23 protein-coding genes are annotated in these 26,281 nt (G+C 67.6%); 8 read left to right on the forward strand and 15 right to left on the reverse strand.

Annotation, left to right across the window (positions count from 1 at the left end; all coding sequences use genetic code 11):
• Nucleotides 1–4 precede the first annotated feature (4 nt).
• From sigK to ACTMO_RS20650, 6 genes are all read left to right on the forward strand, one after another.
• Complete coding sequence (sigK, locus tag ACTMO_RS0107360) at nt 5–610, forward strand: ECF RNA polymerase sigma factor SigK (RefSeq protein WP_019854035.1); 606 nt, start codon at nt 5–7, stop codon at nt 608–610.
• Complete coding sequence (locus ACTMO_RS0107365) at nt 607–1,380, forward strand: anti-sigma factor (RefSeq protein ID WP_019854036.1); 774 nt, start codon at nt 607–609, stop codon at nt 1,378–1,380. Before sigK ends, ACTMO_RS0107365 begins: the two co-directional genes overlap by 4 nt.
• A 417-nt stretch (nt 1,381–1,797) precedes the next feature.
• Nucleotides 1,798–2,469 (forward strand): heme oxygenase-like domain-containing protein, encoded by a 672-nt coding sequence (locus ACTMO_RS0107370; RefSeq protein ID WP_019854037.1) that lies wholly within the window; start codon nt 1,798–1,800, stop codon nt 2,467–2,469.
• 66 nt (nt 2,470–2,535) lie between these two features.
• The gene (locus tag ACTMO_RS0107375) at nt 2,536–3,816 is read left to right on the forward strand and encodes an FAD-dependent oxidoreductase (RefSeq protein WP_157062830.1); all 1,281 of its coding nucleotides are present in this window, start codon (nt 2,536–2,538) and stop codon (nt 3,814–3,816) included.
• The gene (locus ACTMO_RS20645; RefSeq protein ID WP_019854039.1) at nt 3,803–4,579 is read left to right on the forward strand and encodes a HisA/HisF-related TIM barrel protein; all 777 of its coding nucleotides are present in this window, start codon (nt 3,803–3,805) and stop codon (nt 4,577–4,579) included. Before ACTMO_RS0107375 ends, ACTMO_RS20645 begins: the two co-directional genes overlap by 14 nt.
• Nucleotides 4,580–4,584: 5 nt before the next feature.
• The gene (locus ACTMO_RS20650; protein WP_019854040.1) at nt 4,585–5,556 is read left to right on the forward strand and encodes a zinc-dependent alcohol dehydrogenase family protein; all 972 of its coding nucleotides are present in this window, start codon (nt 4,585–4,587) and stop codon (nt 5,554–5,556) included.
• Between the two features lie 64 nt (nt 5,557–5,620).
• Here ACTMO_RS20650 and ACTMO_RS0107390 read toward each other — a convergent pair whose 3' ends face one another.
• Complete coding sequence (locus tag ACTMO_RS0107390) at nt 5,621–6,901, reverse strand: FAD-dependent oxidoreductase (RefSeq protein ID WP_019854041.1); 1,281 nt, start codon at nt 6,899–6,901, stop codon at nt 5,621–5,623.
• Nucleotides 6,902–6,913: 12 nt separating this feature from the next.
• Entirely contained in the window at nt 6,914–9,988 is a 3,075-nt protein-coding gene (locus ACTMO_RS0107395) for a non-ribosomal peptide synthetase family protein (protein ID WP_019854042.1), read from the reverse strand.
• Between the two features lie 662 nt (nt 9,989–10,650).
• On the opposite strand from ACTMO_RS0107395, the gene ACTMO_RS0107400 reads away from it, so the two are divergent.
• Nucleotides 10,651–11,343: a glycoside hydrolase family 11 protein gene (locus tag ACTMO_RS0107400; protein WP_019854043.1), complete on the forward strand. Its 693-nt coding sequence runs from the start codon at nt 10,651–10,653 to the stop codon at nt 11,341–11,343.
• A 263-nt stretch (nt 11,344–11,606) separates the two neighbouring features.
• Nucleotides 11,607–12,572: an exonuclease domain-containing protein gene (locus ACTMO_RS0107405; protein ID WP_019854044.1), complete on the forward strand. Its 966-nt coding sequence runs from the start codon at nt 11,607–11,609 to the stop codon at nt 12,570–12,572.
• Nucleotides 12,573–12,649: 77 nt separating this feature from the next.
• Here ACTMO_RS0107405 and ACTMO_RS0107410 read toward each other — a convergent pair whose 3' ends face one another.
• The 13 genes from ACTMO_RS0107410 to ACTMO_RS20655 form a co-directional block, all read right to left on the reverse strand.
• Nucleotides 12,650–13,528: an SDR family oxidoreductase gene (locus ACTMO_RS0107410; RefSeq protein WP_019854045.1), complete on the reverse strand. Its 879-nt coding sequence runs from the start codon at nt 13,526–13,528 to the stop codon at nt 12,650–12,652.
• 219 nt (nt 13,529–13,747) lie between these two features.
• Nucleotides 13,748–14,998: an MDR family MFS transporter gene (locus ACTMO_RS0107415; protein WP_051099036.1), complete on the reverse strand. Its 1,251-nt coding sequence runs from the start codon at nt 14,996–14,998 to the stop codon at nt 13,748–13,750.
• 35 nt (nt 14,999–15,033) lie between these two features.
• Nucleotides 15,034–15,804 (reverse strand): SDR family NAD(P)-dependent oxidoreductase, encoded by a 771-nt coding sequence (locus ACTMO_RS0107420; RefSeq protein WP_019854047.1) that lies wholly within the window; start codon nt 15,802–15,804, stop codon nt 15,034–15,036.
• Between the two features lie 2 nt (nt 15,805–15,806).
• The gene (locus tag ACTMO_RS0107425) at nt 15,807–16,751 is read right to left on the reverse strand and encodes a transketolase family protein (protein WP_019854048.1); all 945 of its coding nucleotides are present in this window, start codon (nt 16,749–16,751) and stop codon (nt 15,807–15,809) included.
• The gene (locus ACTMO_RS0107430) at nt 16,748–17,566 is read right to left on the reverse strand and encodes a 1-deoxy-D-xylulose-5-phosphate synthase N-terminal domain-containing protein (protein ID WP_019854049.1); all 819 of its coding nucleotides are present in this window, start codon (nt 17,564–17,566) and stop codon (nt 16,748–16,750) included. Before ACTMO_RS0107430 ends, ACTMO_RS0107425 begins: the two co-directional genes overlap by 4 nt.
• A complete protein-coding gene (locus ACTMO_RS0107435; RefSeq protein ID WP_019854050.1) occupies nt 17,566–19,410 on the reverse strand; it encodes a M20/M25/M40 family metallo-hydrolase in 1,845 nt (614 codons plus the stop codon). The genes ACTMO_RS0107430 and ACTMO_RS0107435 overlap by 1 nt, the downstream gene beginning before the upstream one ends.
• Complete coding sequence (argC, locus tag ACTMO_RS0107440) at nt 19,407–20,447, reverse strand: N-acetyl-gamma-glutamyl-phosphate reductase (RefSeq protein WP_019854051.1); 1,041 nt, start codon at nt 20,445–20,447, stop codon at nt 19,407–19,409. Before argC ends, ACTMO_RS0107435 begins: the two co-directional genes overlap by 4 nt.
• Nucleotides 20,440–21,762, reverse strand: a complete 1,323-nt coding sequence (locus ACTMO_RS0107445; protein ID WP_019854052.1) for an aminotransferase class I/II-fold pyridoxal phosphate-dependent enzyme — start codon at nt 21,760–21,762, stop codon at nt 20,440–20,442. Before ACTMO_RS0107445 ends, argC begins: the two co-directional genes overlap by 8 nt.
• Nucleotides 21,759–22,412, reverse strand: a complete 654-nt coding sequence (locus tag ACTMO_RS0107450; protein ID WP_019854053.1) for a hypothetical protein — start codon at nt 22,410–22,412, stop codon at nt 21,759–21,761. Before ACTMO_RS0107450 ends, ACTMO_RS0107445 begins: the two co-directional genes overlap by 4 nt.
• A gap of 24 nt (nt 22,413–22,436) precedes the next feature.
• Nucleotides 22,437–23,336 carry a RimK family alpha-L-glutamate ligase gene (locus ACTMO_RS0107455; RefSeq protein WP_019854054.1) on the reverse strand — a complete coding sequence of 300 codons (900 nt, stop codon included), beginning with the start codon at nt 23,334–23,336 and terminating at the stop codon, nt 22,437–22,439.
• Nucleotides 23,333–23,524 carry a hypothetical protein gene (locus ACTMO_RS0107460; protein ID WP_019854055.1) on the reverse strand — a complete coding sequence of 64 codons (192 nt, stop codon included), beginning with the start codon at nt 23,522–23,524 and terminating at the stop codon, nt 23,333–23,335. Before ACTMO_RS0107460 ends, ACTMO_RS0107455 begins: the two co-directional genes overlap by 4 nt.
• Before the next feature lie 76 nt (nt 23,525–23,600).
• Nucleotides 23,601–24,911, reverse strand: a complete 1,311-nt coding sequence (locus ACTMO_RS0107465; RefSeq protein ID WP_019854056.1) for an ATP-grasp domain-containing protein — start codon at nt 24,909–24,911, stop codon at nt 23,601–23,603.
• A 571-nt stretch (nt 24,912–25,482) separates the two neighbouring features.
• A complete protein-coding gene (locus ACTMO_RS20655) occupies nt 25,483–26,265 on the reverse strand; it encodes a lipoate--protein ligase family protein (protein WP_051099038.1) in 783 nt (260 codons plus the stop codon).
• Nucleotides 26,266–26,281: the final 16 nt, after the last annotated feature.

Genomic DNA, 26,281 nt, shown 5'->3' on the forward strand with positions numbered 1-26,281 from the left:
GGTAGTGGAGCACGGAACCGAACGAGACAAGGACGGGACTCCGTCGACTCCCGAGCCGGCGGCGAACTCCGATCCCCAGGAACTGTTGCTGGCCGTGGCCAGGGGTGACGAGCGGGCCTTCTCCGGACTCTACGACGTGGTCGTGGGACCGGTGTTCGGTCTGGTCCGGCGTATCGTGCGGGACGAGGCCCAGTCGGAGGAGGTCACCCAGGAGGTGTTGGTCGAGGTGTGGCGCAACGCCACCCGCTTCCGAGCGGAACGGGGCAGCGCCCTGTCCTGGATCATGACCCTGGCCCACCGGCAGGCGGTGGACCGAGTGCGGTCCTCCCAGGCCACGGCTGACCGGGAGACCAGAACCGGACGTCAGCAGCTCGGAAGACCCTTCGACGAGGTGAGCGAGGCGGTGCTGTCCCAGTTCGAACAGCGACAGCTGCGCCGGTGCGTCTCCACCCTGACCGACCTGCAACGCGAGTCGGTCATGCTCACCTACTACCGCGGCTACACCTACCGTGAAGCGGCGGGGCTGCTCGAAACACCGACCGCGACGATCAAGACCCGGCTGCGGGACGGACTGATCCGTCTCCGGGACTGCCTGGGGGTGAGCCGGTGAGCACCACCGAGATGTCGACGTTGACCGGCGCCTACGCGCTGGACGCCCTCACGGGGACGGAACGCGCACGGTTCGAGCGCCATCTGGCCGTGTGCGAGGACTGCACCCGGGAGGTGCGCGAGCTGCGTGAGACGGTCGCCCGGCTGGGCACGGACGCCGCCGCCTCCCCACCCGAGGGACTCAAGGAACGGGTGCTGGAGGAGGTCGCCCGCACCAGACAACGTCCTCCCCGCACCGGAGGTCGGGGAGGACGGGGGGCTCCGTCCTTCCTCCCCCCACATCCGTGGACGACTCGTCTGGCCGTGGCCGCCGCCGTGGTCGGCATCGTGCTGGCGGGTGTTTTCGGGGGAGTCGCCTGGCACACTCAACGGCAGCTCGCCGAAGTCACCCGCCAGGATGAGCGGATCGACCGTGTCGAGACCGCCACGCGGGTGATGCGGCTGCTGAGTGCTCCCGACGCGCGCGTGGTCCGCAGCTCCGAAGGGAAGAACCGAGCCGCGGTCGTGGTGTCCGAACAGAGGGGCGGCGTGGCCTTCCTCGGTTCGGACATGGCCGAGCCGCCGCCGAACCGGGTGTACCAACTGTGGTTCCTGGACGAGGGGAGGCCGGTGTCGGCGGGAGTGTTCGAACCGGCCGCGGGGATGGCGGAGTCCAGTGTCGTCAGCCAGCCCCCGGAGGGGGCGGATCACATGGCGGTCACCGTCGAACCCGAGGGCGGTTCTGCACGGCCCAGCACGGAACCGGTGATGGTGCTCGACATGCCGGTCTGAGCTCGGGCGGGTTCCGCGCGGTGCTCGGTGCGACTATCGGCACGCGGAACCCGCCTTCCGGCAAGGCGTTCCCCTCAGCACTCCTCCGACTCGCGACGAGGAGGTTGTGCCCGCACCTCCCGCGTCGGCTTCCTGGGTCGTACGCGTAAGCGTTGGGGAAGAGACATTCTGGTGATGTCGTGTTTTTCCGTGTCAGCAGTGCGGATCCCGTGATCCCGTCCGGCTCGTTTCCGGGTGTCGCCGCGTCATAACTCTTTCCGGGTGTCAGAGCCGCGTCAGCCTCGTGTCAGTTCGGTGCGGGACAAAGGTGGGCAAGGGAATTCCCGTGGAACGGAATCGGTGTGGATCCGGTTTTTCGCGGAATTCCTTCTGAACGGCAAAGACAGGGATCGGCCACGCGCTGTCCGGGAGGACCCCATGACCCACGGAAAGACCGCTGACGCGGAGAAACTCGTCGAACGGGTGCGTCAGACACGCACCGAACGTCCGGTGGGTAACGCACTGCTCGAACGGCTGGAAGACAACACGCTCACCGTCGAACACCTCAAACGCTTCGTGGCCGTGGAGGAGAAGGCCCACCACGCCGAACTCGCCGCCTACGGGTTGTTCATGACCCGGTTCCCGCACCGCCCGGTGGTGGACTTCTACGCGCGGTTGAGCGAACTGATCACCGGAGCACTGCCGAAGCTGCTCGAATGCGCCCGTGCCCTGGGCATGACCGAGCGCGACCTCGTCCGCTGGCCCCCCGAGTGGGAGACCTACGCCTTCAACGGCACCCTGTCCTGGATCGCGCTGACCGGGAGTCAGGCCGCCGGGGCACTCGCGCTGCACACCGACATGACCGTGTACTTCTCCGGATGCGCCGAGATCGCGACCGGGGTACGCGAGAGACAACTGTCCGTTCCGGAGGAGTTCTTCACCTACTACGACGGTGGCCACCCCGAGGAACTCATGCGTCAGGCCCTCGAAACCGTCCAGGACGGTCTGGACCGGGGCGACGATCCGGACGAGGCCGTGTTCCGCGCTCGTCTGCTCGAGGAGAGCATCGGGCGGTTCTGGAAGGCGGCGGCGAACCCGCGTCCCGAATGATCGTCCGGGATTCGTCACCACGGGTGACGCGTCGTCACATCATCGAGCACTTCGGAGGAGCCCACGTTGCGAGTAGGAATCGTCGGGGCGGGTATGGCCGGCCTCACCGTGGCCTGGCTGATCGACGGAACCCATGAGGCGGTGGTTTTCGAACGCGGACGACGTATCGGTGGCAACGCACGGTCCGTCGCGGTCCGGCTCGGAGGCCGACCGGTCTGGTTCGATCTCGGTACGCAGGAGGTGTCCAGTGAGGACTATCCGCTCAACGCGCGGCTGATGCGGCTGCACGGTTTCGGGGACGAGGACTTCGTGGAGGTTCCGTCCTCACGCACCGTCCTCCTGGAGGGTGAGGAGAGCCCGCTGCTCGTCGGGCCGCACGGCCCCGATCCCGGATGGCCCCGGACGAAGGTGCTCGGTCGTGACTGGGACAGGTTGGCCGAGTTCCTGACGCGGGCACAGGAGTGGGACAGCAGGGGACTGGACTGGGAGGTCCGGCTCGACGAGATGCTGGACTCGCTCGGTACGGACCGACGGAACCGTCCCCTGCTGTACGCGTTGCCCGCCGCGTTGTTCGGCTGTGACCCACGTGAGGCGGGAAACCTGTCCGCCCGTGCCGCCACGGCGGCCTTCCTCGGGGGACAGCGCAGTGATCGCGCCCCGCTCACGGAGAACGTGCGTGGTGGCCTGGAGAGCCTGGCGTGGTCATTGGCCGCCGATCTCCATCTGGCGCGGCTCAGTCCGGACACCGGGGTGGTGCGGGTGCGGGAGAGCGGGTCCGGTTACGAACTGGTCGACACGACCGGGGAGGCCAGCTGGGTCGAGGCGGTCGTGTTCGCCGTCCCTCCACCGGTGACGGCGGAGATCGCCGGTTCGCTCGACGGACTCCGGGATCTCGGGGCGACGTTGACCGCCTTCCCGTACCGGCAGGTCGACTACGCCCTGCACCGGGATCCGGTGGGAATGCCCGACAGGCTCGAACACTGGTCGACGAACAACCTCACTCTCGGTGAGGACCACAGCGAAACGACCGTGTGGTACGGACCCGTGCACGGTGTTGACGTGTTCCGCAGCCAGGTGAGCAGACGTTCCCGACAGCCGAGCAAGGTCCTGGATCGGGAGAGTTTCCGGCAGCTGCTTCCCACCCCCGAGGTGGTCCGGGCGCAGCGGCGGCTCGCCGCACACCAGGGCACCGACAACCTGTACTTCGCCGGGCACTACGCGTTCGGCATCGACTCCCAGGAGACCACGGTGGAGTCGGCCGCACGGGTCGCACGGGCTCTCGCCCCCGCCAGCCCGCGGGTGGCACAACTGCTCGACACCGAGGAGGCACCCGATGACAACCGATGACACCCGAATCGTGGACGTGTTGATCCCGTGCGTGGACCTCACGAGGGGCAGAGCGGCCGATCCCGTGCGAATGTCCGGGGTGGAGGATCCGTACGACCCTGTCGACATCGCCCGGTGCTACGCCGCGTGGGGCACACGACGGATCTTCCTCGACGTGCTCGACGGTTGGGACGAGCTGCACACGGTTCTCCCGGTCGTCTCCGCCGTGCGGGGCACCGGCCTCTCGGTGCTGGTGTCGGTGGGACACGGTCTGCTGCCCTCCGTCGCCGAGGCCGAGCGCCTCCTGCGGGAGGGAGCGAGCGCGCTGTCGGTGAGCACCGCCGCTGTGGAGGATCCCCGTACGGTGGAGGACTTCTTCCGGCGAGCACCGCACGGAGGGCTCATGGGGGCCGTGAACGCCGCAACCGGGCCGCTCGGCCCGTGGACGGCCTACGTCCACGGCGGTCGTGTCCCCAGCGGGATGGACGCTCCGGAGTTCGCCCGCCGACTCGGAGAGCTGGGTGCGGGGTTGGTGCTGGCCAACAGCGCCGAACGTGAGGGAACCGGGCAGGGCTACGACCACAGGCTCACCAGGGCGGTGGGCGAGTCCTCGGGAGTACCGGTGATCGCCTCCGGGGGGTGCGGCTCGGTCGAACACCTCGTCGCGGCGCTCGACTCGGGCGCGGCCGACTACGTGTTGGCCAACAAGGCACTGCACGCGGGAAGACTGCCGTTGTCCGAGCTGGAGCGACAGCGGGTCACCCTCCGGCCGGCACGGAGGTGAGCACGATGCGCGCCGTGGTCTTCCGCCGACACGGTGTTCCGGAGGAGGTGCTGGACGTGCTCTCCGACCTGCCCGTCCCCCGGCCGGGGGGCGGGCAGGTGCTGGTTCGCCTGCACGCGCGTCCGGTGAACCCCGCCGATCTCCTCTACGTCGAGGGGAGATACGGCCGCCGAGCCGAACGTTTCCCCGCGGCCGTCGGTTTCGAGGGCTCCGGAACGGTGGAGGCCGTCGGTGAGGGAGCGTCCCCGCCCGTGGGAGCGCGAGTGGCCGTCGCCGCCCGGGGAACCTGGCGGGAGTACGTGCTGGCCGAGGCCGACGAGCTGGTGCGGGTTCCCGACGAGCTGCCCCACGAGGTGGCCTGCCAGGCCACGATCAACCCCGTCACGGTGTTGGCGTTGTTGGAGGTGCTGAACCTGGAACGTGGAGCGACGTTGGTGCACACCGCCGCCGCCTCGACGCTGGGGAGGATGCTCCTGCCGGTGGCCGAGCGGGCCGGGATCCGCTGTGTCTGTGTGGTCCGAGGCGGTGCGCACACGGAGGAACTCACTCGCCTCGGGGCCGCCGCCGTGGTCGACGGTGAGTGCGAGCCCGTGGAGGAGGTCCTGCGCGAGTACACGGGAGGGGGAGCCGAGGCCGCACTGGACGCGGTCGGTGGTGAGCTGGGCAGTCGTGTACTGCGGTGTGTGCGCAGCGGAGGCAGGTTCGTCTCCTACGGGATGCTCTCGGGTGAGCCGCTGCGGATCGCCCCCGAGAGCCTGGTCTTCGAGGACCTCCGTGTGGAGGGGTTCTGGCTGCCGGTGTATCTGGCCCGGCTGACGAGTGCGGAGCGTTCCCGGCTGGTGGCACGTGCCGTCGATCTGCTGAGCGATCCCCGGTGCCGCCCGGTGGTCGGGGAGCGGTTCGATCTCTCCGAGGCCACCCGGGCGGTGGCCCATGCCGGACGGTCCCACCGTGGGAAGGTCGTGCTGACCGGCTGAACGTGGTGCCTCCTGCGGTACCGGCCGGGCCGCCATCCGGAAACCCGGGTGGCGGCCCGCGTGGTTACTGCCGAGCTGGTTCGCCCAGCACGGTGAGCCGAGGGGCCGACGGCAGGATCCGTCGGACGGCGAGGCAGGCCGAACGCACCGCACTTTCCTGGCTGTCCACGTCCACGGTCCAGCTGCCCGCGAAGTGTTTTCCGCTCCGCCCCTGGACCCGTTCCAACTCGGACTGGGCCGCGATGTGGTCGACGGTGGGAACCGGGTGGTGGTACTCGCGTGCGGCGACGAGTTCCGTCGGCTGTCTCCGTTGATGGGTGATCCAGCTCTTGAACAGCTCGTCCCCGGTGATCGGTCGGTACCAGGTGGACGTCTCGGCCCATCTGGCACCCTCGTGCGGTTCGGAGACGGTGACGGTGTTCGTGGACCGACACTCCCTCGCCGAGGACAGGTAGGTCGGGTCGCGGTGGAGCCCCACCACCGCACGGACGAACCGGAACCGACGCAGTATCCGTGTGGTCTCCGAATCAGCTCGTTCGTCCAGCATGTCCGGTACCCGCCAGGGAGGGGTCGCGAAGACCACGTGGTCCACCCGGTGGGTGTCTCCGGAGCCTTCCACGATCTCGTGGCCGTGTTCCAGCGGCCGTACCCGGATCACCTCGGTTCCGGTGCGCAGACGGGTGTTGCGCAGCTGTCCGGACAGCGTCGTGGCGAGCCGTTCCACACCGCTTCGCAGGTTCGTCCAGGGAGGAGGCTGGGTCGGGTCGGCGGGTGCGTTGCGGACGAGGAAGGCCACGGCGGCCCGCAACGACAGACCGCGGGTCTGTTCCAGCGAACAGCCGACGAAAGAGGCCATCAGGGGATAGAGGACCTCCTGTTTGAACGGATCGGGGACATCGAGCGGCTCGACCACGTCCTCGGTCGGCAGTCGCCAGGCGTTCGGGTCGTTTTCGAGCTCGGCGGCCCGGGACAGGAAGGTTCCCAGGTGGCGCAACGACGCGTTGGCCTCCTCCCCCTCCGGTTGGGGACGTAACTCCGGATGGGGAGTGACCAGCAACGGTTTCCGACCCGACAGCACCGTGACGCTCAGGGGAGAGGGGATCGTCTCCTCATCCAGCCCCAGCCACCGCAGCAGGCGGGTGTGGGTGGGAAACGCCTTCGGAGCCAGGTGCTGTGCTCCGAGATCGGCGAAACCGTCGCCGGTGGGGACCGACTCGGCGTGGCCGCCGAGCCGGTGCCCCCGTTCGAAGAGGGTGACGCCGTCCACCCCGGCGCCGATCGAGTCGTCGAGCAGCCACGCGGCCGTGAGGCCGCTGATACCTCCGCCGATGATGCCCACGCGCATGGTCGACTCCTCTCAGTGGTTCTTCCAAGCGGGGTCGAGGAAGCCACAGCGTTCGAAGTAGTCCAGGTACAGGTCGAGCAGCCGCTCGTCGACGGGCGGGATAACCAGATCGGAGTCGGCCAACCCACGGACGAGGTTCTCCCGCCCGAAGGAGGGGAAGGTCTCGGCGAAGTACATCTCCTTGACCGTCATGTCGCCGGTGTTGGCGGAGTCGGCGAAGACCGGGACGTACGGGGCCAGGGGACACTCGGGATCCTCGGAGACCACTCGGGTCATTTCGGTCACCCACTGCCCGTAGTCCAGGGAGCGCACCGGATACCCCCGCGCCCGCAGCCGGTCCACGAGCAGTCCGAGACGGGCGTCGTGCGGGTTGGTCAGGTGGTAGGCGTGCCCTCGGGGCGGCTCGTGGGTGATCAGATGCACCAGAGCCTCGGCCGCGACGTCGACGGGCACGAAGTCCAGTGGCAGTGCCACGTCCGGGGCGAGACCGGTCTCGGCGATGGTGCGGAACAACGCGCACATCATCGTGTCGGTGTTCCAGATCCCCTCCCCGGTGGTTCCCGTGATCTCGTAGGGGCGGTGAATGCTCACCGGCAGCCCGTGTTCGGCGGCCTGACGGAAGAGCCACTCGGAGACCCACTTCGTCTCCTGGTAGCCCATGGACAACTTCTCCGGGTACGCGGGTGGGGCGTCCTCGGGGACGTGACGAACCCCGGCCACTCCGTTACCGACGAGGGTGGTGATCGACGAGACGTAGTGAGTCGGTTTGAGCCTGGCGGTGGTGGCCAACCGGAGGACCTCGTGACTGCCCCCCACGTTGGCCGCGCGCATACTCGAGTAGGGGAACACGAAGTTGACGTGCGAGCCGTTGTGCACCACGAGGTCGACCCGTTCGGCGAGTTCGTCGAAACGGTCTCCGAGCCCCAGGGCGGGGCGGGAGAGGTCCCCGGGTACGGCAACGACCCGGTGGCCCACCTCGTCGAAGGACAGCCCGTAACGTCGCATGTTGGCCGCGATCCTGGTCAGTGCCCGTTGCTCGTCCTCAGCCCGGGTCAGGCACAGCACCGTGGCGCGAGTACGCCGAACGAGCCGGTCGAGCAGATACGCCCCGAGGAATCCGGTGGCTCCGGTGAGCAACACCATTTCGGGGTCGTTCGGGTTCTCCACGGCGGGGGCGTCGAACCGCAGTTCTGGGTCCAGTCGTGTCTCCGCCCAGAAGTCCACGGTCTCGTTGGCCGGGGAACTCGTCGTGGAGATCGACTCCTCGAGCCGTTCGGTGAACTCACGCAGTGTGGGCGAGGCCAGCAGACAGCGGATCAGGAACCGTCCGTGGGAGGCGGGGATGTTCCACTTCTCCTCCAGCAGTGTCATCATCCGGGTGGCGTGCAGCGAACGTCCGCCCAGGGCGAAGAAGTCGTCCTCACGGTCGACGGCGGCCAGCCCGAGCAGCTCGCACCAGATCGTGGCCACACCCTGTTCCGTCTCAGTGGCGGGCCGGTTGCGCACCTCTCTCGGTTGTCGGTCGATCCCCGGCAACCGGGACCGGTCCACCTTGCCACTGTGGTTGAGTGGGAAGGTCTCCACCAGCCGGATCGTCTCCGGGACCATGAACTCGGGAAGGCGGTCGCGTGCGTACTCCCGTATCCTCTCGGTGAAGCCCGGGTCCGCGCCGCCGCGTTCGGAGGAGACCCAGGCGAGCACACGCCGGTCTCCCGACACGGAGACGCGGGTTTCGACCACGGCCTGGTCCACGTCGGGATGGGCTCCCAGCACGGCCTCGATCTCACCCAGTTCCACGCGGAAGCCGCGGATCTTCACCTGTCGGTCCTGGCGCCCGAGGTACTCGAGTACCCCGTCGGGGCGCCAACGTGCCCGGTCCCCGGTACGGTACAGCCGCGCTCCGGGGTACTCCGAGAACGGATCCGGGACGAACCGCTGTCGGGTGAGTTCGGGTGCCCCGTGGTAGCCGAGGGCCACGCCGTCACCACCGACGCACAGTTCGCCCTCTTCGCCGATGTCGGCCGGTTCCAGGTTCGCCCGCAGCACATGGGCGGTGGCGTTGCTGATCGGACGTCCGATCGGCACGGTCTCGGCGTCCTCATCCAGTTCGGCGACGTCGTAGACGGTGGAGATGACCGAGTTCTCGGTGGGACCGTAGCCGTTGAGGAACTGTCCGGGTGGGCCGTGGGCGAGTACGCTCCGGGCCACGTTGGGATTCATCGCCTCCCCGGCGACAGCCAGGCAGCGCAGCGATCCGAACATGCCCGGCCTTCGGGAGGCCACTTCGTGGAAGACTCCCGTGCTCAGGATCAGCACACTCGCCCGTTCGGAGTCGACGAGCTCGGCCAGGGCGTTGGGTTCGAGCAGGGTTTCGGTGTCGACGAACACCAGCCGGGAACCGTTGAGCAGCGCGCCGAAGATCTCCCAGCAGGAGACGTCGAAACACAGGTTGATCGTGGACAGCACCGTGTCCTCAGGGCCGAGGACCAAGTGGTCGGTTCCCCGTACCAGCCGGGTGATCCCCCGGTGGGGGACAGCCACGGCCTTGGGCGTTCCCGTGGATCCGGAGGTGAACATCACGTAGGCCGGTTCGGAACCGGAGATCTCCTCCCCCTCGGGGGGCGAGGGACGGGAGGCGTCCAGTCGTGCCGTCACGACGGTGCGGTCGTCACTCACTCGGCAACGCAGGGGGGCGGTGGTCAGCACCACGCGGATACCGGCTTGCTCGCACATCCCGCGCAGCCTGTGGTCCGGGTGGTCCGGATCCAGGGGAACGTAACCGGCCCCGGTTTTCAGCGTGGCCAGGATCGCCGCGACGGCCTCGGCCGAGGACTTGATCAGGACTCCCACCAGCTCGCCCACTCGAATTCCCTGGGAGACCAGTTCGTGTGCCAGGGCGTTCGCCACCCCGTCGAGCTCGCGGTAGGTCAGGACGTCCGCGCCACTTCCCACCGCCGGTGCCTCCGGGCAGGCGCGGACCCGCTGTTCGAACAGGCGGTGGATCGGAGTGTTCTTCGGGTAGTCGGTGGCGGTCTCGTTCCAGTCGGCGGGTGGTTTTCCCACCGCGGTCTCGATGTGAGCGGTCACAGTGGCTTCCTCCCCTGTTGTTCGTCTGTGCGTTCCCTCCGAGGTGGGAGTTCGCGACTCCGTGGCCGTGCGCGGAGAACGGTTTCGCCCCGTTCCGGGCTCCCGTGGAGCGCTGAAGGATCTTTTCGCGCGGAACGTTCTCCACACGGCAACGCCATGTTGTTGCGGGACACTGACCTTTCCCTGACGTGTCACTGACGTGTTGGTTCGGAAAGGGCGTCCGAAGGAGCGTGAGTTCCCGGCGGGAAAGGAAGGACGCAAGCTAGGCTCCGCCGGAGTTCCCCGCCCGGAAGGGCGTCCTTTGGCCGTGTAGGCGTGGACACGTTGTCCCGTGTTCGGGAGCCTGACCGACCGCTTCGTCGAGGGCCCGGCACACTCTTCCTCGTGCGAACAACCGTATTCGAAAACCGTTCCACGGAGAGCTCGAATCGAGCAGGGAAAATTTTGTTTTTCGCCGGTGCGCGGCACCGTCCGTGTCGCGCGCCGCGGCGAAAAAATTCCCTCGGATCCGTTGACAGGTCACTGGACCGTGAGGAACATCATTCGATGTCGACGGATTCCGGTCGCTGGTGACGCGGACTGTTCGCGCGATCCGGGACGTCGAACGAATGACCGGATTCATGTCGTTGTCCGGTCCCTGTCCAGTGATGCGAGGAGAGAGTATGTACACGGACGATTTTCCCGTGCACTCGTTCGGTCGCAGAAGCTTCATGGGAGGTGCCGCCACAGTGGCACTGGGGGCTTCCGCGCTGCTGCTGCCCGGAACCGCCCGCGCCGACACCACCATCACGGAGAACCAGACGGGAACGCACCACGGATTCTACTATTCGTTCTGGACCGACGGGGGTGGTTCGGTCTCCATGACCCTGTCCTCCGGAGGAGGTTACAGTACCACGTGGACCGACTGCGGCAATTTCGTGTGCGGAAAGGGGTGGAGCAACGGAGGGCGCAGGACCGTGAACTACTCGGGATATTTCAATCCCTCCGGAAACGGGTATCTGACTCTCTACGGATGGACCTCGAATCCACTCGTGGAGTACTACGTCGTGGAGAGCTACGGAACCTATCGCCCCGGTGGCGACGACCACAGGGGAACGGTCTTCAGCGACGGAGGAACGTACGACATCTATCGGACGATGAGGTACGACGCCCCCTCCGTCGAAGGCACCGCCACCTTCCCGCAGTTCTGGAGCGTCCGTCGGACGCGGAGAACGAGTGGAACGATCACCACCGGCAACCACTTCGACGCCTGGGCCCGCAGTGACATGCTGCTGGGCAGCTTCGACCACTACATGATCCTCGCGACGGAGGGATACCGGAGCAGCGGGAGTTCCGGTATGACGGTGAGCGGCTGAACCGAGCCGGAGCGCGTGGTGGAGAGGGCCGGTCCCCGCCGTGGTGTGGTGCCCGGTGGCTCCCCCGGAACGGGGGCCGGTCCACGGAAATCCGCCGGAGGAGAGGGAGTGGTGTTCCCGACCACCGTCTGGGGCGATACCCTCTCGGGAGGCCGACGCACGTTCCGCGACTGTCGTGCCGGGAGGCTCGTGACCAGGGCAGCCGAGCGCGCGGGGCGGGACGTGCGCCTCGACCCCGTCGGCAGGCAGGGAAGGGACACCGAATGCGGGGGCTGGATTTCGTCGCGCTCGACGTGGAGACCGCCAACGCGGACCGGGGCTCGGTGTGCGCGTTCGGGCTGTCCGTGGTGCGGGGCGGTCGGGTCGTGGACACCCACTCCTGGTTGTGCCGTCCTCCGGAGACACTCGACCACTTCGACCCCCACAACATCGCCATCCACGGCATCACCCCCGACCACGTCGCCGGGCAGCCGCCCTTCCGTCACCGGCTGGAGGACGCGCTCTCCGTGGTCGGAGAACTGCCCGTGGTGGCGCACAACGCGGCCTTCGACACGGGGGCACTGCGGCGGGCCTGTGACGCGGAGGGGGCGCTGTGGCCCACCCTGCGTTACGGCTGCACCCTGGTATGGGCGCGTCGCGAACTGCGCCACCTGCCCAACCATCGCCTTCCCACGGTGGCGGCCGAGCTCGACGTCGCCCAGCGCCGACACCACGAGGCGGGGGAGGACGCCGAGGTGTGCGCCGGCATCCTCGTGGAGCTGGCCTCCCGGAAGGGCAGCACCACCCTCGACGAGTTCGCCGTGGCCACCGGTACCCGTCTCGGATACGTGGGTACCGACACCTGGAGCGGCTGCCGAGTCACCTCCGGAGGCAGGGCCCGGGGCGGTTCCCGTGGTGAGTTGGTCACTCCCGAGCCCGACCCCGAGGCGGACCCCGACCATCCGCTGTACGGAGCGGTGGTCGTGGTCACCGGGTCCCTCGGCGTCTCCCGCCAGGAGATCTGGAACCTCGTCGCCGCCTGCGGGGGCACACCGAACAGGGACGTCACCAAACGCACCACCCACTTGGTGGTGGGGGACGGTTTCACCGGGCTGTCCCCGGAGAGCGTCACCAGCGGCAAGATGACCAAGGCGCTCCGGCGGCGCGCGGCGGGGCAGTCGCTGGACATCCTCGGTGAGAAGGACTTCCGTGCGCTCGTGGCACGGGGTCGAACCCCGACGCCCGGCTGAGGATGCTGTCTCGGGGACGGCCCACCTCGGGTGTTACCACCCACCGTTTCCGTCCCGGACGGCGGTCTCCACCGGTTTCAGATCCTTCCCTCGACGACCGCGGCGAGCGGGGTGGCCGGATGACCGGTCAACCGGGGAACCGCTCGACTGGTCTCCGCGAGCTCGCCGTTGGCGATGGCGGTGTAGGTGGACACCCAGGCGTCGAGCTGCCATTCCGGAACTCCGTGGGAAGCGCGGGACCGGTAGGCCTCCGCCACGCTTTCGGGGCGGTAGGTGATCACGCGACCGGCTGCCTCCGACAGCACCTCCGCGACCTCGTAGAGGGTGAGAGCCCGCGGACCGGTCAGATCGTAGGTGCTGCCGAGGTGTTCGGCGGGTGTGGTGAGCACCGCCGTGGCGGCCTCGGCCACGTCCTCCAGGGACACCACGGCGACACGACCGTCCCCGGCCGGGCCGCGCAGCACGTCGTCGGCCTCCACCAGCTCCGGCATCAGCTCGGCGTAGAAGTTGTCGCGTAGGAACGTGAAGTCCAGTCCGCTGGCGCGGATGTGCTGTTCCGTCTCCCAGTGGGCCCGGGCGAGGGTGAAGGTGGCGTCCGGGGCCGCCCCCTGGAACGACACGTACACCAGGTGTCGCACCCCGGCCTCCACGGCGGCGTCCACGAAGGAACGGTGCTGACTCACCCGCTCGGCGGACTCGGAGGCCGAGACCATCAGGACTCGCCGTGCTCCCCGCAGGGCCCGAACACTGGAATCGTGGTCACCGAACTCGGCGTAACGGGTCTCGGCCCCGGGAAGCCGGGGAGCCCGCTCGGGGGAACGGGCCAGCATGGTCTGCCGTAGTCCCGATCCGGCCAGTCGGCGGGCGACACGTCCTCCGAGGCGTCCGGTCACCCCGGTCACCGCGATCTCCGCGGTCGGGGTGGAACCGGATGTGTCGTGAACCGTCGCGCTCATTTCGACCTCCGTTCCTCCGGGGTGGCTGGTTCTCGTCGTCCCCGGTGTCCGGGGAGTATCCCCGTCCGGAGAGAACCTCGCGCGCGGTCGCTCGGGGGAGGTCCGCGCGTCCAGCGTCCGGGCCTGGTTACGGCTGGTCGGAGGGAGTCCGACTACGGAGAGCCTCCGTTCCGGGCCGCCATGGTCCCGGTCGACCCGGAGCGGAACTTTCGTCCGTGCCTAGGCGGGCGACTTCTCGGGGACGGGCTGCTGCTCGTCCCGCTCCTGCGCACGCGCCGCGGCCTCGGTTCTGCGGCGTATTTCGGGAGCCAACGCGAACTGCCCGAGGGCCGCGGCGCCACAGACCGCGGCGCAGGTCAACCACAGCGCGGCCGAGTTCACCGACAGCAACCGGGTTCCCAGCGTGGGTGCCAACAAGCCTGCGAGTGACCAGGCGAAACCGTACAGTCCGTTGTACCGGCCGCGAAGGTGTGGCGGTGCCATGTTGGAGGCGATGGTGGCACTGACCACCGTGGTCACGATCTCGCCACCGGTCCATATTATCACCGAGAACACGAACATCGCCGTGGACGTGGCGAATGTGGTCGCCCCGAAGCCGAGTCCGGCCAACGCGATGCCGACGGCGGCGACCTTGCCCAGATCCATCCGGGCCAGTCGTCCCACCACGAGGGGCTGCACGATCACGATCAGCACACCGTTGACCGCTATGGCCGTGCCGAAGGCGGAAGGGGGAAGCCCGGCCTTTTCCATGGCCAGCGGCAGACCGATCTGGGACTGCAGGTAGACGAAGAAATAGCCCAGGGTGACGAAGGCGAAACCGACCATGGCCCGGTCCCGGAAAACGTCACCGAGACTGCCTTCCTGCTTTTTGTTCTGTTTCACCTGGTTCGGTTCGGGGACCAGAAGAAGAACCAACACGCCGAACACGGCACAGGTGATCGCGTCGATCCAGAACAGCCACATGAAGGCCGTTTCCGCCAACGTTCCCCCGGTGAGTACGCCGGCGGTGAAGCCGAGGTTGATGGCCCAGAAGAGGAACCCGAAGGCACGTGCCCGCGAGCGCACGGGAACCAGATCGGCGACCAGGGTGTTCGAGGCCGGACGGTAGACGTCGATGGCCAACCCGAGAGCGAACACGCTGAAAGCGAGCATGCCCAGCGACGTGCTGTAGGCCAGGGTCAACACGGACACCGAGGTGGCCAGCATCCCACTGGCCAGGGTGACGCGTCTTCCGATGCGGTCGGACAGCCATCCCGAGATCAGTTGGGAGAACAGTGCTCCCACTCCGAACACCGTCATGACCACACCGGTGTGGGCCAGGGACATTCCCCGGGTTCCGGTCAGATAGAACGCCAGGAACGGCTGCACCATCGTTCCCAGGCGGTTGATGAGGGTGCCCACCCACAGGACCCAGTACGGCCCGGGCAGACCAGCGAGTTCTCGTTTCGCGAGTGAGGACGATACCGACAAGATCGTGGTTCCTTTCCCGGATCGGGGGAAGGGGTTCAGGAAAGTCCTTGTACCGCGCCGCCGTCCACGGGAAGGACGGCTCCGGTGATGTAGCCCGCTCGTGGACTGGCCAGGAAGGCGGCCGTGCTGCCCAGTTCCCCCGGCTCGCCGAGCCGTCCCAACGGGATCCCCTCGGTCAGTTCCTCGACGCCTCCCGGCAGGCTGGATGCCCATTTCTCCAGTTCGGAGGTTCTGGTCATTCCCGGAGCCAGGGTGTTGACCGTGATAGCGCTCCCACCGAGTTCCTGGACCAGCGACTTGGCGTAGCCGAGCAGGCCGGGGCGGACCGTGTTGGACAGCGCGAGTCCGTCGACGGGCTGTTTCACCGACAACGAGGTCATGAACAGCACCCGGCCCCAGCCGTTACGGCGCATGTGGGGCAAGGAGGTCGAAACCAGCGACACGGCCGAGAGCAGGTTGAGTTCCAGAGCCTCGCGGAAGGTGGCGAGTTCGTGTGCGGTGGCGGGTCCCTTGGGCGGGCCACCGGCGTTGGTCACCACGATGTCCACCCCGCCCCGCTCGGCGGCGACCTCCTCCACCCAGGAGCGGACGGCCTCCTCGTCCCGCACGTCGAGGGCGTGACCGCTGACCTCTCCGGAGGTCGACACCTCGCGTAGTTCGGACACCGCCCGGTTCAGACGCTCCTCGCCGCGGGCCGCTATGGAGACGGCGGCTCCCTCCTCGGCCAGTGCGTGGGCCACCGCGTATCCCAGGCCGCTGCTGGCTGCCGCGACCAGAGCGGTCTTTCCGTCCAGCTGCAGGTCCATGACTAGGTTCCTTTCTTCACGAGAGGTGGGTGGTTCGAGCGGCAACGTTCGACCGCCTCGAGCACGGCGGGCAGATCCATTCCCAGCTGGGTGAGCACCTCGGCGTGGTCACCTCCGCACGAAAGCCATTCGTGTCCGGCGTTGACCGTGTGGACGGTGCATCCGGGCATCAGCAGGGCCAGCGCCGAGGCCACCCCTCCGTCCGGGCGGTGCTCCTCCACCACGACGAACCGGTGGTAGCGGGCGGACAGCTCGTCGGCGGCCTGTTGCAGGTGGTGATGGTCCACGAAACACAGGTGGGCGTGGGCCAGAGCGGGATGTGCCTCGCGGGCGCGCAGCGCCAGCTCGGTGCCGGTCTCGCCCACCGAGACCAGACACACCTCATCGGACTCCTCCGGGACGTGTTCCCAGTTGACGAGCGGGATCCCCGTAGCGGGACGTGGCAGACTCGCGGGTTTGGCGTTGCGTCCGGTGCGGATGTAGTGGGGCCGGTCGGAGACCGCGGCTCCACGCACGACCGCACGCATCTCCTCCTCCCCGTGCGGGGCGGCGACGACGATTCCCGGAATGCCGCGCAGCACGGCGAAGTCCTCCAGGCACTGGTGCGTGGTACCGAACCACGCCCCGGCCACGCCGGCGTAGGGGGCGACGATGGTGACTCCGGCGCCGAAGTAACCCAGGCTCAGCTTGACGCTCTCCGCCGCGCGCAGTGCCGCGAAAGGAGCGAACGTGCTGACGAACGGCTTGTACCCGGCGGCGGCCAGCCCGGCTGCCATGTCCACCATCGCGCCCTCGGCGATGCCGAGGTTGAAGAAGCGGTCGGGATGTCCCGCGGCGAAGGGGTGCTTGCTGCCTCCCAGATCCGCCTCCAGACACAGGATCCGTTCGTCCTCGGTGGCCAGGTGGGTGAGCTCGTCCCGATAGGCGTCACGACCGGACAGGGTCATCGCACGATCTCCTTCCACTTGGCCGCGCGTTCGGCGTCGATGGTCACGTAGTGTGATGCGGCCTTCCCCTCCACCGGGGGAAGCCCCTTACCCTTGACCGTGTCGGCCAGCACGGCCAGGGGACACTCGGAATCCCGACGGTCGCGGGCGAAGATCCCGCTCAGTTCGGTCAGGTCGTGCCCGTCGACCTCGACGGTGTCGAAACCGAAGGAACGGAACCTCTCGGCCAGTTCCGCCATCGGCGAGATGTCGACCACCAGCCCGTCGTTCTGTCCCTTGTTCCTGTCCACCACCAGCACGAAGTTGCCCAGTCTCCGGGCCGCGGCCACCTGGCACGTTTCCCAGACCAGACCCTCCTGGAGCTCTCCGTCACCAGCGACGGCGATGCCCAGACCGTCGGCGCCGGCCGTCCGGCGTGCCATCGCCCATCCGGCCGCGTAGGCAACGCCGTGGCCGAGACTTCCGGTCGGGAAGGTGACCCCGGGGACCGCGTGAGTGGGGTGTCCCGTGTAGTGGTGTTCGACCGATCCGTAGAGCGGAGCCGGATTCTCGGCGAGCATCCCGGTCAGATACAGGGCCGAGTACAGTCCGGCCGCGGCGTGCCCCTTGCTGAGCACCATCCTGCTTCCTTCGTCCGCGGCCACCCTGTCCAGCGCGGCGATCATGATGTCCATGGCCGAGAGGCTGCCGCCCAGATGACAGCCGCGTTCGCTGGCGGCCATGTCGATCACCAGCTTGCGCGCGGCCAGGGCACGTTCGTGCAGGGCGGTCCCGCTGTCGAGGGAGGCGGTCAGTGAGTGCGCCTGGGGAGTCATCATTCACCTCCGTGCTGGGTGGAGAGGAACGCGGCCACCGCGTCGGCCAACGTCGACCGGGCCGCCCGGTACTCGGAGGCCGTGACGTGCTCGTGCTCGGTGTGGTCCAGTGCCGAGTCGCCGGGGCCGTAGGCCACCATCGGAACGTCGCGCCACGTCGTCGCCAGCGTGTTCATGTCCGCCGTGCCCTTTTTCAGCAGGTACCGTGGACGTAGCCCGTTCCTTCGGAGCGCTCGTCCGAACGAACGTGTGAGCGGGCTGCTGCGCGCGCTCACGTACCCCGGGGTGGCGCGTAGGTATTCGACCGAGACCCGCTGTGTGCGGACCGCCTCCACGGTTTCCCGGAGTTCCTCGACGTCCACGTCCGGAGGAATCCTGAAATTGAGGATCCCCGTGGCGGAGTGTTGGTCCACTCCCGAGGCGCAGCTCATGTCGATCACCGCACTCAGCGCTTCGGGCGCCTCCTTGAGGACCGCGGAGCGGATGGTCTCCACGGAGCCGATCAGAGCGTCCGGTGCCGAGAGTGCGTCGAAGCCGGCACTGTGTCCGCTGGGAACCGACGCGGTGATCCGCAGTTTGAACAGGCCGTAGTAGCCGAGTGTGAGTGCTCCGGAACCACTCGGTTCTCCGATCACGACGGCCTCGGCGGGATAGTTGTCCCGTACGTGGAAGGCTCCCCTGGAGGAGGAGATCTCCTCCTCCACCGCACCGACGACACGGATCCGCCACCCCGGTGGGACCGTGGCGTCACGAAGGACCTCGAGGAAGGTCGCCAGGGACGCCTTGGCGTCGACGCTGCCGCGTCCGCTGAGTCTGTCTCCGTCCCACTCCGGGGGCCAGTGGAACGGGACGGTGTCCATGTGACCCAGCAACATCAGTGTGCGGGGTCCCGTGCCGCGTTCGGCGACGAGGTTGCCCGCCTCGTCCGTTCGCGACGCGATTCCCTCGGAACGGCACCAGGATTCCAGGTACTCGGCGAGTGCGTTCTCGTCGCCGGAGACCGAGGGGATCTGTACCGCTCTGCTGAGCAGCGCGAGATCCCCGTCCGGTTCCGGTCGCCAGAACCTGGTCCTTCCCTGGGGGGAGGACAAGGTGTGTGGTCCCGTGACGGCCACGTCGGCGCTGCCGTTCAGTGCCGCCTCGGCGGCCCGTACCTTCTGCCGCATCCTGCCCGAGGCGTACTCTCGTCCCGTTCCGGGAAAGGCCTCCGCCAGAGTGGATCGTGGATCCCGGGGATCGGTGAGCAGACCGGCGGTTCCGGTCACGAGCCGGAGATGATCCGCGTGCGTCCCGTTGGACACGGCAGCGGCCAGCATGTCCGCGTCGACGTTGAGCGGACTTCCCCCGTCGAGGTCGGCGATCGGCGGCGCCAGGCACACCACGTCGTTGGCGTCGAGCAGTCTCGACAGGCGTTCGGCGGCCACGGATTCCACGCTGCCCGCCCTGTGGTCCCGGACCAGTACGTTGCGCCCGTCCTTCCGGGTCTTGAGTGGTCTGTTCACCCGGCCGGACACGAGACCGTGCGCTCCCACCTGCGCGAACACCGAGAGCCCTCGGTTCGTGAGGCGCTCGACGACCGAGGGAAGGGTGATCCGCTCGTAGGCGTCCACGATGTGTGGCATCTCCTCGGGAGGGCAGTAGCGGACACTGTCCCCGTTGGGCAGCTCCAGTTCCGGTATCCGCCTACCGAGTGCTCCGTAGTGCTGCTCGATCCCTTCGGCACCGCCGGCGACCAGCAGAATCCGTGCTCCCGTCGCCGAGAGCTCGGCCAGTTCGTCGAAGATTCCCGGAGTGAGCAGTGTGCTGCTTCCGAGCTTGATCACGTGAAGGGCAGGGGCCGTCATGGTGTCACCGCCGTGAAGGGGAGCCCCAGGGACTCCTCGAATCCGTGGATGAGGTTGAGAGCCTGGACCGCCTGTCCCGCCGCTCCTTTGACCAGGTTGTCCAGCGCGCTGACCGCGACGGCCTGCTCGCCGCGCACGGAGACCGCGACCTCGGCCATGTTGGAGCCGACCACGGTTTTGAGCGTGGGGAAGTCTCCCGGCGTCTTGGGGGAGGTGCGTACCCGTACGAAGGGGGACTTTCCGTACGCCGTGCCGTAGGAGCGTTTCGTCTCGAAGGGGGAGACCTCCGGCCGCAGCTTGGCGTAGGCCGAGATCAGGATGCCTCGGGAGACGTCCAGACTGTAGGTCGAGAACTGGATCCGGGGACGACGTCCGGTGAAGTCTCCCAGCGCCTGGGAGATCTCCGGGCCGTGTCGGTGACCGTGTGGTTTGTGCACCCGGAAGTTTCCGATGCGTTCGGCGGGATGTTCGGAGGAGGTGCGTCCTCCTCCGCTCGATCCGGTCTTGGCGTCGACGACGATCTCGTCCTCCACGAGGTCGTCGACCAGCAACGGATACAGTGCGTAGAGCGTCGCGGCCGCCATACATCCGGGAAGATTCACGAAACGGTTCTCCGGAACCGAAGAGAACTCCGGAACATAGTAGGAGAACGGTTCCGGCCACTGCGCGGATTCCGGATAGTGTTCGGCCGCCTCCTCGGGATCGATGAGCCTGAAGTCCCCCGCGAGGTTGAGAACGCGTTTGGCGCGTTCCGAGACCGTTCCCATTCTGGCCGGGAGCTCCCCGGTGGGAAGACACGTGAACGCGACGTCGACCTCGGGGAGTTCGTCCAGTCCGGCGAAGCGCGACTTCGCCGCCTCCGGATGGTTGCGCAGGTTGGTGAGCACCGACCCGATGCTCTTTCCCGCGTGACGCTGCGAGGAGAGGAACACCAGCTCCACTCCCGGGTGGTTGAGCAGTAGGCGGACCAGCTCTCCACCGGTGTAGCCGCTGGCTCCGATCACCGCGACGCGTAAGGTGTTGTCGTTGTCAGCCAAGGCGAGCTGCCTCCTGGTGCGGCGGGCGAGGGTAGTTTCGTTCGTTGACCAGGGTGCGTATCGCATCCGGGCGTTTTGCGATCTTGCGGAAAGCGGCCGCGTAACGTTGCAACCGTTCGTGTTCGACCGGGGAACGCAGTTCCCGACACAGCACGAGCGTGCTTTCCAACATCGCGCGCACCACGGGAAAGTCCTGCGGAGTGTGATCACGGGCCGCTTCCGGATTCAAGGTGAAGGGGTATCCGTTGCCGAATCCGTGCCGGTGCGTGAACGGGAGGTGGCACGGGATCGGGGTGTTCTGCCATTCCCTGGCCGGTACCCCCTCGGCCACCAGGAGTTCGTGTACGGCTTCCTTGACCTTCCAGACGGGCAGATCCTCCAGGCCGACCGCCTCCGGACGCAGCCCGATCCGGTACATGTTGTAGGAGTGGGTGTAGCCCTCCGGGACGTAGGGCGGGGTGAACAGGCCCGTCTCGTCCAACGCCCTGCTCAGTTCCGCGGCGTTCCGGGCCCGGATCGCGTCGTAGTACCCCAGCCGTTGCAACTGGCTCGTGCCGAAGGACGCGACGATCCAGGACATGCGGTAGTCGATGCCGTTCCTGGCCAGACAGGACACCGCACGCTGGTGGGCCTCGTCGGAGGAGAAGAAGGCGATTCCGCCCTCCCCGCCGAGGGGGAAGTTCTTGTCCGCCATGAGGCTCTGTCCGGCCGCCGTGCCCAGGGAACCGCACATGCTGTCCCCGATGCCCGCCGAATGCGCGTGCGAGGCGTCCTCGACCAGGACGGTGCCGTTCCGTTCGCACACCCCGCGCAGGGCCGGTACGTCGGCGGGCAGGCCGTGTACGTGTACCGGCATGATCGCCTTGGTGCGTTCGGTGATCGCCGCCTCGGCCCGCTCGGGTGCCATGCAGTAGGTGTGCGGGTCTATGTCCACGAAAACCGGTACGGCCTTGGCCGCCACCACAGCCTGTGCGGTGGCGATGAAGGTGAAGGCGGGGACGATCACCTCGTCGCCGGGCATCACGCCCGCTCCCACCAGAGCCATGTGCAGGCTCGCCGTGCCGCTGGCCACTGGCAGGGCGCTGTGGGCCCCGACGTAGGACCGGTACCGCTCGGCGAACTCCTCGACGACTTTCTCCGGGGAGCTTCGTTGGGAGCGCAGCATGTGGAAGGTGTCTTCCTTCGTGATGACGGGGAAGACCGTGCGGCGCAGTCCCTTCGGGATGACCGGATCGCCACCGAACTCCGCCAGTTCCGCCGTTGTTTCCGTCCCGTCGAGCAGGGGCAGCGGTGCCTCGGGAAAATCGGTAATCATGAGTTCACTCCCGTTCCGGACGTTCGTGAGGCCTTGTCCGCGGAGAGGGCCTGCATCAGGGCCATGCGCACACATCCCGCCACGAGGGGGCTGAGTCGGTAGTTGAACTGGACACCGGGAACCAGGTCCGGTTCGGACTCCCGCTGGGTCCACATGGTGCGCAGGTCGAACGCCCCGAAGATCTTCAGTCGTTCCGCCCTGTCCCGGACTCTTCTCAGGTCGGTCACCACGGCCCCGGCGGGGCCGAAACCCAGAGGTGTCAGGTCCAACACCACGGCGGCGGCCGTGCTCCGCCCCGCCTCGGCGATCCGCTCGCTCGCGTGCTCGGGGGTGACGGTGACCAGGTCGAAGCCGGGAGTCTCCTCCTCACCGGCCTCGTCGGGAGTGATGCCCAGCCAGGTCACGAACGCCCGTAACTCCTCGTCGAGTTCGGGACACAGCGCGTTCTCCCCGTGGCCCTTCCCCAGACCGGCCAGGGCGGCGTGGACGGCTGCGGTACGGCTGTTGAGCAGAACGACCTCGGAGCGCGAGGTGTGTTTGCTCAGCAGACGTTCCAGGCCGGGAAGTTCCTTGTCGTTCTTCTCGATGCTCATGACGATTCCCGAGGTGAGGATTCGATTGAGCACCATGGCCGTGTCTATGCTCTCCATTTTCACGGAAATTCCTTTCCGGGGTCAGGAAGCCGTTCGCGCTTCTTCGTGGCCGGCGGTCCGCTCGGTCAGTTCTTCCGTCAGACGGTCGGCGAGACGTCCGGCCACGTCGACCCCGTGAATCTCGGAGGAACGTGCGAACTCGGGATTGGCGTTGACCTCCAGTACCAGCAGGGAGCCGGTGGAACGGTCCTCGACCAGGTCCACTCCGTAGAAACCGGGTCCCAGCGCGGCCACCACCCGGGCGCACAGATCTCTGATCTGCTCCGTGACGGTGGTCCTCTCCACTCGCGCGCCGAGATGTGTGTTGGTCTTCCAGTCCGCTGAGGCGCGTCGTATCGCCGCGACCGGTTCCTCACCCACAACCACGACACGCAGGTCGTGACCCGGTTTGTCGACGTGTTCCTGGACCAGCACCGGGAAGGACCTCCCCGCCGCGTCGGCTGCCTCCCGGGCCGCGGACCACACGCGCAGCGAGTCCTCGTCCTCGACGCGCGTGACACCCCGGCCCCACGAGCCGCTGACCGGTTTCACCACGGCGGGCCAACCGAGTGTGGCGGCGGCAGCGTGTACCTGTTCGTCGTTGAACGCGTGGAGGGAACGGGGGTGGGGGATCTCGTGTCGGGAGAACAGCAGCGCCTGGAGCCCTTTGTCCCCACAGGTGTCGATCGTCGTCGCGGTGTTGTAGGCGGTTGTCCCGAGTTGTTCGAGGCGGCGTGCGGTGTCGAAGGCCTCCCGGTGTGAGAGGTTCCTGATCACTCCCATCGCCGGGGGGCTTTCCCGGCCCGACAGAACCTCGCCGAGATCCTGTGGAAGGCAGGTGCGAGGGGCCAGCCCCCGGGCGCGCAGGGCGTCCAGGAGCTGGCGTTCGTCCGCACGCAGCATGGTCACCGACAGCAGAACGTCGGTAGGTGCTGCCGTCACTCGCCCCAGTCCTCCTCGATCTCCGGAGCCAGGGCGAGTTCCACGCCCGATGCGGAAATGTCCGTGACCTCGTGTTCCTGGCCACAGGTGACGCACTCGACGATTTCGCCCTTCTCCGTCGAGCCGTCCAGGGCCAGCTCGCTGTCACACACCAGACATTCGGGGGAACTCTTGATGGCAGTGGACATTTGCTCACCTTTCTTCTTTCTTTCCGGAAAACACGGCAGGAGAGTCCTGTTCTCCGAACCGTGCGGACTCGGGGAGTCAGACGGGATCGACCAGGATCTCTATGTTGTCGATCGACTCCTTGGTGGCCTTCTCCACGTCCTCGTCCAGCGGAGCGTCGAACACCACCGAGACCGAACGCTGACCGGAGTCGGTCTGGTCTCCGAGGACGACACCGGGTGCGCGTCCCACCAGCACGGCACGAACCCCGGTGGGGTCCTCGGCGTCGACCGGTTCGAACCGTGGCCACCTGTCGTCCCGTGCCACCCAGTACACGTCGTTCTCACCGGCGGTGACGTCGCGCAGCACCCCGTGGGGGTGCTCCGTGAAGTACTGGCGTGCGCGTCGCCGCGGCCGGGGGTACTCGATCGTCTCGCCGAGCGCGAGATCCAGCAGCACCGGTTCCAGGGACCGGCCGGTGGCCAGTTCCCACAGGAACGTGATGGCGTCCCCCGGCAGCCGTGCCGCCATCTCCATCAGCACCGGACCCCGCTTCGCGAGACGGTACTCGCCGTGGGTCATACCGTCCCGGACGCCGATGGCCCGTACCGTTTCCTCGTTGACCCGCAGCAGGGCCTGTTCGGACTCCGGGTCCAGGTCCGCCGGGGAGGTGTGCCCGATCTCGGTGAAGAAGTTCCCACCGGACTCGTTGGTTTCCTTGGCCGTGATGCCACTCCACACGATCTCGCCGTGCTGGACCAGCGACTCCACCGACAGCTCGGGGCCCTCCACCCGGCTTTCCACCAGGGAGATCTCGTCCGAGCGGAGTTCGTCGAGAGCCGCGGTCAGCTGTCGCTGGTCGTGGACCTCCCGTACGCCCAGGCTGTAGAAACGTCCCGCGGGTTTGACCACGGCGGGGTACTCGTCGGCGGGGAGGGTGAAGTCTTTCCGTTCCTCCACCGGGACTGCACGACTGCGGGGTGAGTACTGGGGAACGGTCATCCGCTGCATCAACTTGTTGCGACAGATCAGCGAGGCCCGGGAGCCGGCTCCGGGCAGCCCCAGACAGTCGGCGAGAACTCCCGCTGCTTCGACGAACGGTTCTCCCACCGACATCACACCACGGACGGTGTAGCGCTGCAGGAGTGGCTGGACCAGCGGAAGTACCGTGCTCACCTGCGCGTCCGGGACCCGTACGACCTCGCCGAGGGTGGACAGCGGATGCGTGGGGTCCTCACGCAGCTCCGTGAGCCGGTCGATGTCCGTGTTGTTGCTGACGACGACCACCGGAACCATCCCGCGTCGCCGGGTCTCCCGGAAGAGCCCTCCCTGCCGGGAAAGGACGACGAGGTCGCCGAGGAAAAGCACGGCTGGTGCCTCCTCGTCGGAAATCTCTTTCTTTTCCTCCATGGCGCCACCTTTCATGAAAGCGGATTCCTTTCCCGAATCTCCGGGATTGCGGGACCGGTAGATGTGTGTCTCTTTTCCGTGGTTCTTTCCGGGAAAAGAGGTTTTCGTCCCCGGGCGTAGCCGGCGCCTCCGGATGATTTCTCCGGTGTGGATCTCCCGGACGTGGAGGTTTTCCGGAGGGCGTGTTCCTGGGTGTTTCTCCTTCGAAGAAGTCCTCGTCCGTGCTTCCGCGTCGTTGCGAAGGACAGTAACAAACCGCACAAGCGGTTTCAATGTTGGCGAAGGGGAGAGTGCCCGTCGTCAGAGGGGGTTGGTGGGCGCCTCGTGCCGACCCGGACTCTGGGAGAGATGTTTTCCCAGTTCAGTGGATTGTTTCTTGTCGCTTCACGGAGAGCGTGTGGAGTGTGGTTGATCTTGGAAATCTGTCAGGAGTCGTGCGCGGGGGGAGTACCGCCTGATGAAAATACCGGTAGGTTTCTTTTCGGAGGTGGGAGCGGGAAGCGGGGAGGGCGGAGCCCGCTTGCGCGGGGCAACCGGGGCGATGACCCGTCCACGGTAGGCAAACGCGCCGTCAGACCGGTTCCTGCTCGCTCCGTCCGGAGACAAGGGGAGGAAGGTGCTCACCGAGCAGTTGCTCGGCCTCGGCCAGCAGGTCCTTCCCGTAGCGGGCAACGACCAGTCCGAAACGCTCGGAATAGGCCGCGATCACGGCTTCCTCCAGCTCCTCGGGCGAGACCCCCGGTGCCTCCTCGCGGATCGCCCCCACCGACTCCGGAGCGAAGGGCAGTTCCAGACAGCGGTAGACCTCGGTCAACAGCGGTCGCACCAGCTCCGCGTCGTCGACGATGGCGACGGCACTGAACAACCAGGCGCCCCGGATCATGCGCTGGGCGGTTCCGACGAGTTTGACCCGTTGCCGGGCGTTCACACTGTGCTCGCCCGGGCAGTACTCGCCCGGCACCGCTCCGATCCGGGAGTCCACCCCGCGTTCCCGCAGCAGTTCCGCCCACAGCTTGGCGTAGCCGCGGAAACGTTCGTCCATGCCGGAGAGGAAACCGGGGTCCTGCCCGACGTGGTCGACGATCACCGAGTTCGCCGTGTAGGCCACGGCGTGTCCGCCCGGGGCGCGGACCACGGGAGTGAAGCCGGCCTCGTGGACGGCGCGCAGCGCTGCGGGGAACCCGGGGCGCAGGGTGTCCCTGCGGCCGAAAGCGACCACCGGGCAGGTGGGACGGTACACCCGGACGGCCGGGGCGGCCAGGCCCCGCCCCACCCGGCGTAACAGCGCGTGCGCCAGTCCGACTTCCAGTGCCTGGCCTCCGGAGGGGTCGAGCGAGCCACGTAGCAGGTCCACGCACACATCCTAGAGG

The sequence above is a fragment of the Actinopolyspora mortivallis DSM 44261 genome (genome assembly GCF_000384035.1).
GTDB lineage: Bacteria > Actinomycetota > Actinomycetes > Mycobacteriales > Pseudonocardiaceae > Actinopolyspora > Actinopolyspora mortivallis.